The sequence below is a fragment of the Brevibacillus porteri genome (assembly GCF_003013475.1).
Lineage (GTDB): Bacteria > Bacillota > Bacilli > Brevibacillales > Brevibacillaceae > Brevibacillus > Brevibacillus porteri.
This window is the reverse complement of sequence record NZ_PXZO01000010.1, coordinates 130,641-144,956: the sequence shown is the minus strand read 5'-3', so window position 1 is coordinate 144,956 and position 14,316 is coordinate 130,641. Positions and strand designations below refer to the sequence as shown.

13 protein-coding genes are annotated in these 14,316 nt (G+C 47.3%); 10 read left to right on the top strand and 3 right to left on the bottom strand.

Features of this window, described 5'->3' with window-relative positions; genetic code table 11:
* Positions 1 to 206 precede the first annotated feature (206 nt).
* From C7R92_RS07630 to C7R92_RS07605, 6 genes are all read left to right on the top strand, one after another.
* Positions 207 to 1,466, top strand: a complete 1,260-nt coding sequence (locus C7R92_RS07630; protein WP_106833780.1) for an amidohydrolase — start codon at positions 207 to 209, stop codon at positions 1,464 to 1,466.
* Positions 1,467 to 1,527: 61 nt separating this feature from the next.
* Positions 1,528 to 2,931: a M20 family metallopeptidase gene (locus C7R92_RS07625; protein ID WP_106833779.1), complete on the top strand. Its 1,404-nt coding sequence runs from the start codon at positions 1,528 to 1,530 to the stop codon at positions 2,929 to 2,931.
* Positions 2,932 to 3,148: 217 nt separating this feature from the next.
* The gene (locus C7R92_RS07620) at positions 3,149 to 4,201 is read left to right on the top strand and encodes a FecCD family ABC transporter permease (RefSeq protein WP_244195683.1); all 1,053 of its coding nucleotides are present in this window, start codon (positions 3,149 to 3,151) and stop codon (positions 4,199 to 4,201) included.
* A complete protein-coding gene (locus tag C7R92_RS07615) occupies positions 4,198 to 5,004 on the top strand; it encodes an ABC transporter ATP-binding protein (RefSeq protein WP_106833778.1) in 807 nt (268 codons plus the stop codon). Before C7R92_RS07620 ends, C7R92_RS07615 begins: the two co-directional genes overlap by 4 nt.
* Positions 5,005 to 5,016: 12 nt before the next feature.
* Complete coding sequence (locus C7R92_RS07610; RefSeq protein ID WP_106833777.1) at positions 5,017 to 6,012, top strand: ABC transporter substrate-binding protein; 996 nt, start codon at positions 5,017 to 5,019, stop codon at positions 6,010 to 6,012.
* Positions 5,988 to 6,965 (top strand): ferrochelatase, encoded by a 978-nt coding sequence (locus C7R92_RS07605; protein ID WP_244195682.1) that lies wholly within the window; start codon positions 5,988 to 5,990, stop codon positions 6,963 to 6,965. Before C7R92_RS07610 ends, C7R92_RS07605 begins: the two co-directional genes overlap by 25 nt.
* Positions 6,966 to 7,004: 39 nt before the next feature.
* Here C7R92_RS07605 and C7R92_RS07600 read toward each other — a convergent pair whose 3' ends face one another.
* From C7R92_RS07600 to C7R92_RS07590, 3 genes are all read right to left on the bottom strand, one after another.
* Positions 7,005 to 7,691 (bottom strand): class I SAM-dependent methyltransferase, encoded by a 687-nt coding sequence (locus tag C7R92_RS07600; RefSeq protein ID WP_106833776.1) that lies wholly within the window; start codon positions 7,689 to 7,691, stop codon positions 7,005 to 7,007.
* A gap of 126 nt (positions 7,692 to 7,817) precedes the next feature.
* On the bottom strand, positions 7,818 to 8,546 hold the full coding sequence (locus C7R92_RS07595) for a hypothetical protein (RefSeq protein ID WP_106833775.1): 729 nt from the start codon (positions 8,544 to 8,546) through the stop codon (positions 7,818 to 7,820).
* 13 nt (positions 8,547 to 8,559) lie between these two features.
* Positions 8,560 to 9,189: a YczE/YyaS/YitT family protein gene (locus C7R92_RS07590; protein WP_017249950.1), complete on the bottom strand. Its 630-nt coding sequence runs from the start codon at positions 9,187 to 9,189 to the stop codon at positions 8,560 to 8,562.
* A 121-nt stretch (positions 9,190 to 9,310) separates the two neighbouring features.
* Between C7R92_RS07590 and C7R92_RS07585 the strand changes: the two genes are divergently transcribed.
* The 4 genes from C7R92_RS07585 (at position 9,311) to C7R92_RS07570 (ending at position 14,299) form a co-directional block, all read left to right on the top strand.
* Positions 9,311 to 10,294, top strand: a complete 984-nt coding sequence (locus tag C7R92_RS07585; protein ID WP_106833774.1) for a LacI family DNA-binding transcriptional regulator — start codon at positions 9,311 to 9,313, stop codon at positions 10,292 to 10,294.
* An 83-nt stretch (positions 10,295 to 10,377) separates the two neighbouring features.
* The gene (locus C7R92_RS07580; protein ID WP_106833773.1) at positions 10,378 to 11,247 is read left to right on the top strand and encodes an AraC family transcriptional regulator; all 870 of its coding nucleotides are present in this window, start codon (positions 10,378 to 10,380) and stop codon (positions 11,245 to 11,247) included.
* A 248-nt stretch (positions 11,248 to 11,495) separates the two neighbouring features.
* Positions 11,496 to 12,989: a type I restriction-modification system subunit M gene (locus tag C7R92_RS07575; protein ID WP_106833772.1), complete on the top strand. Its 1,494-nt coding sequence runs from the start codon at positions 11,496 to 11,498 to the stop codon at positions 12,987 to 12,989.
* Complete coding sequence (locus tag C7R92_RS07570; RefSeq protein WP_106833771.1) at positions 12,989 to 14,299, top strand: restriction endonuclease subunit S; 1,311 nt, start codon at positions 12,989 to 12,991, stop codon at positions 14,297 to 14,299. Before C7R92_RS07575 ends, C7R92_RS07570 begins: the two co-directional genes overlap by 1 nt.
* The last annotated feature ends 17 nt before the right edge of the window (positions 14,300 to 14,316 follow it).

The window sequence follows — 14,316 nt, the reverse complement described above, 5'->3', positions numbered from 1 at the left end:
AAAAGTTTCTATTTTTCAAGAAGTCTAACAACTTCTATTGAAAAAACAGAGAGGCAACTATATAATTCAATTAAGCGAAAATGTCTTTTAATATTCGTATATTGTAAGGGTTTACATTTGCCGGTCTTCTCATATTTCTAGAGCTTGCCTATCGGACCTGGGCATGGAAAAAGACATGCTCCAGAGTTAACAGGAGGAATTGAACGATGTTGGATCTGGTTTCGTTGCGAAGAGATTTTCATAGACATCCAGAGGTGGGTTTTACGGAGTTCCGTACCGCTTCCAAGGTAGTAGAGATTTTGACGTCCCTCGGCTATGATGTCATATACGGACAAGAAGCAATCGATGGAGATTCCCGTCGGGGCTTGCCTTCTGAGGCGGCTCTTGAGGCAGCGTATGAAAGAGCTTTGCGTGACGGTGCAAACCCGGCGATCGTTGAAAAAATGCGCGGTGGCTATACAGCAGTGATCGGTGTGAAGAAAGGGAAGGCACCTGGACCAACGGTTGCTTTTCGTTTTGACATGGATGCACTGCCTGTATTGGAAAGTACGGAGCAAGACCATTTTCCACAAGCGAATGGCTTCCGCTCCCATTATGAAGGCAACATGCATGCCTGCGCTCACGACGGCCATACCACGATTGGCTTGGGATTGGCAGAAGTGCTTGCAGCAGGAGATTTTTCCGGTACGCTCAAACTGATCTTCCAACCAGCCGAAGAAGGTGTTCGCGGTGCATACGCGATTGTGGAAAAAGGCCATTTGGACGATGTTGACTATATTTTCTGCAACCATTTGGGTGTCAATGTGCCGCTGGGTGAGGTACACGGCGGCTCCTATGGATTTTTGGCTACCACGAAAATGATGGCGCATTTCTACGGTGTTTCTTCTCATGCTGGTGCGTCGCCAGAACAAGGGAAAAATGCATTGCTCGGAGCGGCTACCGCCCTGTTGAACATTCATGCGATTCCTCGCTTCAGCACTGGTGATACGAGAATCAATGTGGGTGTGCTAGAAGGCGGAACAGCAGCGAATATCATTCCGGCTTATGCCAAGATGGTTGTGGAGACTCGCTCCATTACCGAAGAAGTAAATGCAGAAGTAGAAAACCGCGTACGCAACATCATCGCGCACAGTGCAGCTATGCATGAGCTCGACTACAAAATCGAAGTCGTCGGGGGAGCAATCCCGATCAATTACGATGTGGAGATGGCAGAGCTGGCACTGGAAGAAGCCAAGCAGGTAGAAGGCTTCCATTCCTTTAAGCACGGCGCTTACAACTCAATGGGCAGTGAAGATGCCAGCTTTATGATTAAACGCGTTCAGGATCGTGGCGGAAAAGGAACGTACATGGCAATCGGTACGGATATCCCGGCGCCTCACCACCATCCGAAATTCGATATACAAGAAGAGATTTTGCCACGCAGCGTAGCGCTTTTGAACCGAATTGCAAGACGATTGCTGACGTGAAAAACGTTCCTACCTGAGCGGAAAAGCACGTGGACAACGAGGGCAGAGAGGATGTTTGCGAATGCATACCAAACGAATTGCAGAAATGATTGAGAAAAAACGAGATACCTTCATCAAGGTGAGCGACCAGATTTGGGATTTCGCGGAGACGCGTTTTGAAGAGTACCAATCTGCAGAACTGCTGGCTCAAACACTCGAAGGAGAAGGGTTCACGGTTGAGCGCGGAGTAGGCGGAATCAAAACGGCCTTCATCGGAAGTTTTGGCAGCGGCAATCCTATCGTGGCGATTCTGGGAGAGTTCGATGCTCTGTCGGGCATGAGCCAAAAAAAAGGCCAAACTACAGAAGAGCCTCTCGTAGCAGGCGCAAACGGCCATGGGTGCGGACACAACTTGCTCGGTACCGCTTCTCTTGCGGCAGCCGTTGCAGTGAAAGCGTACATGGAAGAGAACGACATGACAGGGACTGTTCGTTACTACGGCTGCCCAGGGGAAGAAGGCGGTTCCGGGAAAGCGTTCATGGCGCGAGCAGGACTGTTTGACGACGTGGACTTCGCACTTTGCTGGCACCCAATGGGCTATAACAGCATCATGTCCATCGATTCACTCGCGAACTATCAAATTTACTTCAAGTTCAAAGGGAAGAGTGCCCATGCGGCAGCAAGTCCACATCTCGGTCGAAGCGCACTGGATGCAGTGGAATTGATGAACGTCGGCGTGAACTACTTGCGTGAGCACATTATCCCGGAAGCACGTGTGCACTATGCCATCACGAACTCCGGCGGCTTGTCGCCAAATGTGGTTCAACCAAAGGCAGAGGTGCTCTATCTCGTACGTGCGCCAAAGGTTGATCAAGTACAGGAGATTTACGAGCGCGTATGCAAAATTGCGCAAGGCGCTGCGCTCATGACCGAAACCGAGGTAGAGATCGTATTCGACAAAGCGTGCTCGAACCTCGTACAAAACAAGCTGCTCGAAGAGGTCATGTACAAAAACTTCCAGGAGCTGGGCGTCCCTGTGCATGACGAAGCAGAACTGCAATTGGCAAAAGAAATGCGTGCGACGCTGTCCAAGCAGGAGCTCGCTACTTCGGAAAAGCAGTCACCGGACATGCCTGCTCCAGACATGGTGACATGGCTCCATCCATTCGACGGATCAAAAATCCCGCTGAACGGCTCTACAGATGTAGGAGATGTGAGCTGGATTGCGCCGACCGCACAATGCACGACTGCGTGCTATATGAACGGCTCCACGCTGCACTCCTGGCAATGGGTGTCTCTCGGGGCGACATCCTTGGCACATAAAGGGATGCTGCATGCGGGGAAAGTCATGGCTTCTACAGCCATTGACATGCTAAATCATCCGGAGCTGATTGAACAGGCAAAAGCCGAGCTGAAACAGCGTCTGGGCGGTCAAACGTATGTGTGCCCGATTCCAGAGGGTGTCATGCCTACTGTGAAAAAATAAGAAAATAGACGGGATGGCTCCTGAATGGATGAGGAGCCGTCTTTTTTTGTTCTCGTTGGGATTGCAAGAACAGCATGGCATGCTGTAGAATGATTTTCAAATAAGTTTTGCCTTAAGGAAAAACTTTTTTCTTAGGTAAAAAAACATGGCGTTGTGCAGAAAGGATACGAATATGTATTCAGCTCAATCACCATCCGAAAGGTTGGCCAGGGAAGAAATGCCACTTCCGAACAAACAGGGGTTTCATTGCTTTCTCTTTTCAATGATTGGCTTGTGCTTGGCGCTCTTTGCTGTGATTGTATTCGCCAGTTCAGTCGGGCCTGTACCTATCCCCTTTGAGCAGACAATCGCCATCATTTTGGGAAAGCTGGGAGTACACATGGAAACAAACTTTACTGAGCGGGAACTACTGGTCATCTCAGAAGTTCGGCTACCGCGTATTCTCGTCGGAGCGTTGATTGGTGCAGCGCTTGGGATATCGGGGGCAGCTATGCAAGGTGTGTTTCGTAATCCGTTGGTGGAGCCAGGATATGTCGGGGTTTCCAGCGGAGCCGCGGTCGGAGCTGTATGCGCGCTATTCTTTGGGTGGAGTCAATTCAGCCTGTGGGCACTGCCCTTATCTGCATTCATGGGTGCCGTTCTTGCTGTGATCGTCATTCTGGCTGTCTGGCGGGGAAGCCGAAGCCGATCGATTGCTACATTGCTGTTGCTTGGAATCGGCATCAATTCACTATTGTCAGCGCTGATTAACATTATGATGGCGAGCTCAACCAACGATCAGGAGCTGCGCAGTATCATTTTTTGGCTCCAAGGGGGTTTGGAAGCGCGAACCTGGGAGCATGTGCAATTGATCATACTGCCCATTCTTGCCGGGTGTCTGATCACCCTTTTATTCGGACGTCATCTGAACATGATGCTGTTGGGCGACGACCAGGCAGCAAGCTCCGGTGTGAATGTACGCAGAACACGCTACATTTTGCTCGCACTCGCTTCCCTCATGACTGGCTCCGCGGTAGCTGTTAGTGGCATCATCGGGTTTGTCGGCCTCGTTGTTCCCCATATGATCCGTCTTTTGACCGGACCCGATCATCGATTTTTGCTGCCAGCGAGTGCCTTTGGAGGCGCCATTTTTCTTGTTCTGGCTGATGTTGTCTCAAGAATGGTCCTGCAGCCAGTGACTTTGCAGGTCGGTGTTGTCTGTGCTTGTATTGGAGCACCGCTGTTTATCGCGTTGATATTGCGATCTCGCAAAGGAGGGAGGACGACATGAACATTGTGGCGGCAGAAAAGATATCAATCTGGATCGATGGCTGTCCCATTTTGCGTGAGCTTTCGTTTTCTGCACAAGCAGGAGAGTTCATCGGGCTCATTGGACCCAATGGCAGTGGCAAATCGACGTTATTGCGGATGGTGGCAGGATTAACACCCCCCTCGTCTGGACAGCTGAAAATTCTCGGAAGACCAATCGCGGAGTATAAGAGCAAGCAGCTTGCACGCATCATCGGCTATGTGCCACAGGATACGTCTATTGATTTTGATTTTTCAGTAAGAGAGATTGTGCTAATGGGAAGGCATCCGCATTTGTCCCGCTTTGGCTCGGAACGTCAGCTTGATCGCATCATGGCGCAGAAAGCAATGCAACAAACAACGACGTTACATTTGGCAGATCGAATGGCGACCACTTTGTCTGGTGGACAACGGCAAATGGTATTGATCGCAAAAGCCTTGGCTCAAGATCCGCAGCTGCTCCTGCTGGACGAGCCGATTTCTGCTTTGGACATCCGTTATCAGTTGTATGTGCTGGAGCTGATGCGCAAGCTGACGGGAAAAGGCATAACAGCCATGGCTGCTTTGCACGACCTCAATCTTGCTGCCCGGTTTTGCGACAGGCTAGTACTGCTGCATCAAGGCGAAATACTCAGCATGGGGAAACCCGATGAAGTGCTGACACCAGACATCATCCAAAAAGCTTACGATGTGCATGCAAACGTGAGCATTGATCCGTTGCTGGGCGCACTTACCGTTACAGCGTTAGGAGAGCGTAATGATTTCACCCACCATAACTTTCATTAGGAGTACCTACATATGAACAAGAAAAAACGTTTGACGATAAACTGGATGATTCTGCTGACTGTCGTATGGGTAGCTGGATGTGGAAGCCCAAAAGACCAGAGCGAGCAACCGCTAATCCATTCAACCACACAAAGCGCGGAGCAACAGTATCCGATAACCGTCTCCGTGGACGGTAAGGAAGTGACCATACTTAAAAAGCCACAACGGATTGCGGCCCTTTCACTTGATGCGGCAGAAGTCGTCTTGGAGCTGGTTGAGCCGGAGCGAATGACAGTCGTTCCGAAAAGCATCAGCAACCGCTCCCTTGCTTATCGCACGGAAGAAGGCAGCAAGGTAAAAAACAAAATTGCCGGGGCCACCTCGCTCGATCCCGAACAAATTTTGTCTTATGAAGCAGACCTATTGATCATGACGAAGCTTCATGATAAAGAAAAAGAAGCGAATACGCTGCTTCAACAGTCAGGTATTCCGATTATTTCACTGGAATCATGGAGCACGCTGGATGCTGTCATGGCGAATATCCTCACGATTGGCAAGGCAACAGGCGAAACGTCCAAGGCGGAAGAGATTGTCGCAGACATGAGGGGAAGAGCAGAGAAAGTAAAAAAAGCAATCGAAGGGACCAACCAGCCTTCTGTCCTCGTTGTTTCTCCGCTCGGTCCGGGAACGGGTCCGTATTTGATGGGGTCCACTAATATCTCGTATGATCTCGTTAGGCTCGCAGGCGCGAAGCATGCTGCGGACAACCTCGGTTTAAGTCGGACGACGAAAGCGACCATCGAACAGATTATCAAGGCAGACCCGGAGTACATTTTGCTGGTAGAATGGCAGGAAGGAAAAGTAGATGACATGAATGACATCATGCAGGCTCCGGGCTGGTCCACCTTGCAGGCTGTGAAAAACGAACAAGTGAAGCGCATGCCCGCGAGAAAGCTGTTGAATCCTAACGGCTACAGTATTGATACACTAGAGGAAATCGCTCGGTGGCTTCATCCCGACAGGTTTTGAATGATGGAAAAGGAGTGGCAACCATTACGATGAAAGCCCTGCTCATGTTGTCTTATGCCTCATTGAAATCAATCGATGATATACTGCCCTTTTATACTCATCTGTTTCACGGTAAAATCCCTTCGCCGGATACGTTGATGGCTGCCAAGACACGCTTTCAATCAATCGGCGTTGCAGATCCGCTTGGCTCGGTAACAGCTCGGCAAGCGCTGGCCTTAGAGCGGCGGTTGAATCAAATGGGAGGTAGCGAGCGAATCAAGATCTATCAAGCTACAAAGCATACGTCTCCTTTTGTGCACGAGACGGTTCAACAAATGGTCGCGGACGGCGTTACCGAGTTGTACGCGTTTCCGACATCGCCCTTGTATTCGAGAACGGGAACGGCAGCCTATTATCAGAGTGTTCGAAAGGCGCTTGAGGCCAACGGTGCAAACATTCCGGTTGTAGAAATCAATCATTGGCACCGCTATCCGGGGATTGCAGAAGCGATCAGCCTTCGCCTGCGGACTGCTCTGCAATGGCTCTCTATAGAAAATCGTTCCGATGCGACTGTGTTGTTTACGGCACATAGCCAACCGGGGGTGCCAGAGGTGAACAACGAGTTCATCCAAGCTTTTACGGAACTGGCCGAAGAGGTTGCTCTGCGATCCGATTGCAAAAAGTGGTTGCTCGCTTACCGAAGCGCCGGACCGGCTCCGCAGAAATGGTTAGGGCCTGATGTGCTTGTGATGATCGAAAAGGTGGCCGAGTCAGGTGGCAAGGCAGTCGTTGTCTGTGACTTGCTGTCTTTGACCGAAAATGTGGAGGCGATTTTCGATTGCAGAATCCACTGTCGTATGAAAGCAGAAGCTTGCGGGCTGGAATTTGTCTCTACTGAATTTCTGAATGATTCGGCTGACTATATCGAGGTTCTTGTAGAGCTGATTCGTGAGAGAATAGAGCAGAGTATATAGTAAGGCCAGCCGGAAAAATCCGATTGGCCTTTTTTATTTTCATACAGTCAGCCACCATACCCCCGCACATTCCGGCAATGTCACCAGCTTTTCCCGAGCGACTCTGTCCGCAAGCTCATCTCCAAAGAAAAACCGTGAAAGCCGTTCTGCTTCCGCTATGTCTTTAAACTGATAGTCCAAGCGAATCCATTTGTGAGAGAAGCCGTATTTGGTTTCCAACAAGGAATAGTACTGCGTAAGAAAGTGGGGTGGGTGAGGTGTCTCATATCCAGTCCCCATCGTCTCCATGATGACGATCGTGCCACCAGGACGAAGCACGCGTTTCATCTCCTGAATGATCTTTTCAAGATGGAGCTCGTTGTTGGGAACTTCAGAACTGGTGAGGTAACAAACCGTCCACCCTGCTACGAGGACATCCGCACTATTATCGTCTACGGGAAGTTCTCGATGATCCGCTACGTTGGTTTTCCAATTGGTAAGACCGGCTTGCGTCAGTTGTTGCGCATTCACTTCTAGCATGGCAGCAGAAGCATCGAGAGCCAGAATGGACTTGGCATGAGGAGCGAGCACAGACGTAAGTCTTCCTGAGCCAGCTCCCAGATCGATCACGTCCTGTCCTTTGATGGGGGTGATTTCTTCGATGACAGCGAGCAGACGTGGTTGTCTAGAAATCATCAGATCGTACTGTTCTGCTTGATTTTTATAAATTTGTTCGTGGTTTGGCATTGTTCACCCTCCAGTTCCTTGATCGTACTGGAAAATATCGTAAAGCTTCACGCCACGTGAAGGTCAAGAGATAGAAAAAAGGATTCCGCCTCGCAGTCGTATGACCTACAGGGGAATCCTTCTTTTTCATTTAGGAACGGACAGAAATGAATCCTTCGCCAGCGCTACCATCTGATCATGAAGGGTAGGGTCCAGTTGAGTGCTTCCGGTGTGGTACGCGAGATGATACAAGATTCCTTGATCATAGAACTCCATCTCATGGGCGTTTGTGACGATTAGATTTACTGCCTGATTTTCATCATCGTACTTGTAAAAGTTATACACATAAGAGCTGTTCGTCGTGATGATATGATGATAGAAAGTGATATCGTCGGTCAGTGGCTCAACGCGCATGACGTTCCCAAACGAATCCAGTCCAGAAGCAGATGGCTTTACATGGGCCAAGGGATTTTCATCTGTCTCTGTCATACGTACGATGAAGAAGTTTTCCGTAATAGGAGCTTCGTTATCCTGCGCGTATGTCAGCTGTAGTTGGTGTCGCATTTCTTTTTCGGGGCCTGAAGAGAATGAGACGAGATAGGCCATCTCTTTTTCGACAGGAAAAGGCAGCTTCGTTTTATCCACGAGCTTGATTCTGCTTTGGAGAGACGAAGGCAATTGCGGTGTCATTTCCTGAATACGCATCGGCCGGTAATGCGTCACGTTTTCAGGATCTTGGGTCAGTCTGTGAATTTCGCTCTGGGCAAAAACTTCTCCGCTAGCTTTTACGAGACCAGTAGAAGAGGAGCAACCGACAAGCAATAGAAACAGGCTCACTGCAAGGGAACACACAACTTTTGGTCGAAAATTTCTCAAGGCTTTCCTCCTATTATGCCTCCGCCCCCTTCGTTTGATTGACGAGACGGAGCATCTTATTCCCGACGTTAATTGCTGCTTGAATAATGTAGCCAGTCGTAAACGACAGCACGACTGTTCCGTAATAAATCGGGCCATCTAGCAGGAAGCTTGCGCTAAGAAACATGCACGCCAGCAAAATTTCTGTCCGTCTGAATGTCCACTTTAATCTTTTCGACATCACCAGTACAAATGCCTCTTGGGGAGCTGTGCACACTTGCGTACACACATACAACCCGATACCACTACCGATGCAAATGTTTCCGAGTGCCATGGTCAGAAGCGGCGGCAATGTACGGATAGCAGCCATAAGCGCATCGATGGACCCGATCATATCGACAAAGAGGGAGATTAGCACCATGACCAAAATGGCACCGAAAGTAATGTAACTGCGATCCATGAAAAGGACGATGATGACAAAGGTCAGGTTAATGGCAAACATCCAGAAGCCAATCGATACCCCGAAGTTTTGATACAGGGCAATAAACAGAGAATCATACGGGCTAAGACCAAAGGATGTAATGGTCGTCATCATGTTGATCCCGAGCGCCAATATCAATAAGCCTACGATAAACAAGAGATATTCAAATTTTAAGCGAATCACAAAACACGACTCCTTTCATTCTACATAAGGAGAGCATAATATGTGGAACGCTTTTCAGAGCAAGCGGAATGTGTTTTGATGTATGTAATAATTACTGATCCGACTTAGAGGAGTAATCTGAGTGGCTAACATAAGAGAAATCGCGAAATTGGCAGGTGTATCCGTTTCAACCGTTTCCCGTGTGCTTAACAACCATCCGTACGTGAACGAGAAAAAACGCGCGGAGATTCTCAAGATTATTGAAGAACAAAATTATGTTCAAAACAGTAATGCAGTCCACCTCTCTACCGGAAAAACGATGGTCATCGGTGTGACATTACCTCTCGTCAACAACCAATATTACAGCTCCATTATCGAAGGCATTGCAGCAGAAGCAGTCCAGCATCATTACAAACTGATGGTGTGCCAAACAAATAACAACCCCGAGCAAGAACGCAGTGTCTTACACTTGCTCAAAAATAAAAAAATCGACGGGCTAATCATGTGCTCCAGGTCCAGCTCTTGCGAAACGCTCAATGAATATGCAGGATACGGACCTATCATCACGTGTGAAGCAAATGATACTACCTCTGTTTCGAGTGTTCATATCGACCACTATCAAACGTTTCTGATCGGGATGGAGTATCTAATGAAGAAGGGGCATCGCCGGATCGGGTATTGCATCGGCAGAAAAAACAGCTTTAACAGTCAGCATCGCAAACGTGCCTATTACGAAAAGCTGCGTTCGATTGACGTAACACCCTCTGCTGAGTGGTCGTTTGAAGAGTGTTTAACGATCCAAGACGGCAAGGATGTCGTGGGGAAATTGCTGCAAACAGAAGAGCGGCCGACAGCAATGATCGTATCGTGCAATCATATAGCGGCAGGGATTATCAAAGAAGCGAGTAGGTTGGGGATTAGCGTACCAGAAGACTTAGCCGTAGTCGGTTGTGATGATCAGCCAATCGGAGAACTGCTAGAGATCACCACTGTATCCAGCTCCAGTACGTTGATGGGAAAATACGCATTTGAGATGCTGCATAAGCGGATTTGGACACAGCAGCTGGTTGGGAAAAAGGAAGAGAAGGAACTGTCACCCGTTTTGGTAGAGCGATTGACGACGTAAAGCTTGAAAGATAGCACAGTTGATCAAAAAAATGTCAGTGATCTCCCGCATACTAAAGAAAAAATAGGTGAAGGAAGTCAAAGATGGACACGTACAAGCGGATTCAGGACGCGATTGATTATGTGGAAGAGCATCTTCAGGAAGAAATGAACATCACAGAAATTGCTTCTCAAGCGCATTTCTCTGCGTTTCATTTTCAGCGGCTGTTTCAGGCAATCTCAGGCTTCAGCGTACAGGCGTACATTCGCAAGCGCAGGCTATCGGAAGCTGCACTTGCGCTAAAACAGACAAGTGACAATGTGCTCGAAATTGCTGTGGCCTATCAATACCAGTCGCAGGAGGCACTGACACGCGCTTTTGAGAAGCAGTTCGGGATTACACCTGGAAGGTATCGCAAAGAAAATCATTTGCTTCCTTATCTAGCCAAGATGGACTTCTTGGCCTTTCGCCAAACGATCAAAGGAGAGATCACGATGAACAAGCCGACGATCACGATTTTGGACGAAATTTGGATTATTGGGCGCAGTCACCGGACGAGCTTGCAGGATGAAAAGTATTTCGCGGACATCCCGGGCTTTTATCAAGCGTTTGGCAGCAATCAAGATTTTTTGCGGATTCCGAATAAAGCGGCAGCAGACATGTCGTATGGAATTGCCTGCGAATTTGCAGATGACGGAAGCTTTTCTTTTGTGGTGGGGGAAGCGGTGCACAGCTTTCCGGATGAACTGCCTGAGGGCTTCACTTCACTTGTCTTGCCTGCGGGGAAATATGCGGAGTTCAAGGTGAACGAGCCTGTCGATCAGGTGCAAAACACACGTCGGTACATTTACGGAACGTGGCTGCCTAATTCGAATTACGAGAGAGGCGAGGGGCCGGATTTTGAAGTGACGGATGTGTGGGGCTCGCGTTATCCTGATGCGATGAAGATGACGATTTATATCCCGATTAAATAACGCATGACATAATAGTCAGACGTTTAGTTTGATTAAATGAATAGTAATTTCTAACCTTGATAGGCTTCGTGTCTTGCAAGGTTTTTTCTTTTGTGGGACTACCCAGTGCAGGTGTAAATCTGATGGGTAAACGATGGTTGATAGTTTCTATCGATAACGAAGCTGTTGCATGATACGATAGAACTAAGTATATGAATAATAAACGATTATTTGGAAGTTTATGATGATATTGGGGGTAAAGCAACGAGATGAGTCAGTTATCCTTACAGGAATTAGAATCTCATTTATGGAAATCAGCCGACATTTTGCGCGGTTCGGTGGATTCGAGCGATTATAAGAACTACATATTCGGACTGTTATTTTTGAAACGATTGAGTGATGTTTTTGAAGAGCGCCGCCAAGAGCTTGTGACGGAGCATGGCGAAGAGATCGGGCATATGCTCGCAGATGACCCGGATCAATACCAATTCTTCGTGCCTGTGTCTGCTCGCTGGGGAGAAGTTCGCAAGCATGCGGATGATATTGGTTCCGCAATTAACGTAGCATTTGAAGCGCTGGAAAATGAGAACCGCACACTTGAAGGCGTTCTCACACCTATCGATTTTAACCGGAAAGAAGTGTTGACAGACAGCGTACTGCAACGGCTGTTACAGCATTTCTCCTTATTAGATCTGAGAAATGCGAACCTGTCCGAACCAGATATGCTAGGTCGTGCATACGAGTATTTGATCAAAATGTTCGCCGACGATGCCGGGAAAAAGGGTGGAGAGTTCTATACACCATCCAAGGTTGTGGAACTAATTGTGAAGCTCATCAAGCCACAGGAAGGCATGCGTGTGTATGACCCGACTTGTGGATCTGGCGGGATGTTAATTCAGTCTGTAGATTATGTGAAGGAACATAACGGTAACCCGAAATCGTTATCTTTGTACGGGCAGGAGAAGAATCTGGGAACATGGTCAATTGCGAAGATGAACTTGCTACTGCACAACTTGCCTGATCATACTATTGTAAAAGGCGATACGATTCGCGAGCCAAAGCTAGTAGAAGACGGAGAAATCATGATGTTCGACCGTGTAATCGCGAATCCTCCATTCTCCTTGAAAGAGTGGGGGCGTGAAGAAGCGGAGAATGACCCGTATGGTCGATTTCAATATGGTATCCCGCCTAAAAATGCGGGTGACTATGCGTTTATTCAGCATATGATTGCTTCGCTCAAAGCAGAGGGCAAGGCTGGGATAGTGATGCCGCATGGTGTGCTATTCCGTGGTGGAGCGGAAGGGAATATTCGACAAGGATTGTTAGAGGCTGACTTTTTGGAAGCGGTAGTGGGCTTGCCTTCGAATTTGTTCTATGGGACGGGTATTCCGGCTTGTGTGTTGATCTTCAATCGGAATAAGGCAGCAGAACGAGCGGGTACGGTGCTGTTCATCGCAGCAGAGGATAAGTACCAAGAGGGGAAAAATCAAAATACGCTTCGGGATGAAGATATTGCGAAAATCGTGGCGACGTTCGATGCGTATGTAGATGTGGAGAAGTATGCGCGAGTTGTGACGCTGGATGAGATTAAGGATAATGATTACAACTTGAATATTACTCGGTATATTGATAAGTCTGAGGAAGAAGAGAAAGTGGATATTGAGTCGGTCATTGTGGAACTATCGGAGTTGGAAGGGAAGCAGGCGAAAATTAAGGCGAAGCTGAACGGCTATCTTCGTGAGCTGGGATTGGGTGAAGTGTAATGCTAAAGGTTCGTGAAGGTTACAAGATGACGGAACTCGGGGAGATCCCGGTTGAATGGGATGTACAATCTATTGATGATGTATTCAATATTATTGGTGGCGTACCTTTACCTAGAAGTAAAACGGGAAATGGCAATACTTACTATCTACACTATGGTGATATCCACAAGTTATCAAGATCTTTAATTAATACTGAATTCGATAAATCCTGGTTACCTCTAATTGACGAGACTAGCAATGTGTTAAGAAGAGATGCTTATTTAGAAGATGGGGATGTTGTTTTTGCAGATGCGTCAGAGGATTACCTAGATATAGGTAAAAATGTAGTTGTTCGTATTAGTACTCCCCATGAGTTTGTTGCTGGTCTCCATACAATCGTTGCGAGAGAAAAAGCAGATAAGTTGATATTGGGCTATAAGCAGTTTTGTTTCAAGACTGAAGAAGTAAGAAAACAACTGGCAACTTTAGCGACAGGTAGTACTGTTCTAGGTATTTCCAAATCTAATATTTCAAAGGTGAAATTTTTACAGCCCCCATTAGAAGAACAACAAAAAATAGCCGAAATCCTTACGACAGTGGATGAACAAATCGAGAATACCGAACAACGGATCGAAAAAACAAAAGAGCTGAAACGCGGATTAATGCAGCAATTACTGACAAAAGGCATTGGGCATACCGAATTTATGCAGACGGAGCTTGGGAGGGTTCCAGCACTGTGGGATTTGAAAAAAATTGGTGAGGTCACAGATATTAAGTCTGGTTTGACTCCATTAAGATCTGAATCAAAGTATTTTGAAAATGGGACTATTCCATGGGTGAAAACAACCGATTTAAATAATGATGATATTGTTGAAACATCGGAAAATATAACAGAGAAAGCTTTAGAAGAAACATCTTTGACTATTCATAATGAAAATACTGTATTGGTTGCGATGTATGGGGGCTATAACCAAATCGGTAGAACTGGTTTATTAAAAATTAAAGCAACTACTAATCAAGCAATTTCATCATTGGTTTTAACAAGTAACGATCTGGACCCGAAATATTTACAAATATGGCTAAATGCTAAAGTGAATTTGTGGAAGAAATACGCTGCAAGCAGTAGAAAAGATCCCAATATTACTAAAGCAGATGTTCAAGATTTTAAAATACTCATCCCCTCCCTATCGGAACAACAAAAAATCGCCTCAATCCTCTCATCCGTAGACAAACAAATCGAAAGCTACGAACAAGAAAAACAAAAATACCTCGAACTAAAAAAAGGATTAATGCAGCAGCTACTGACAGGACAATTGCGAGTGACGGTATAACCAAACCGTCACTCCAT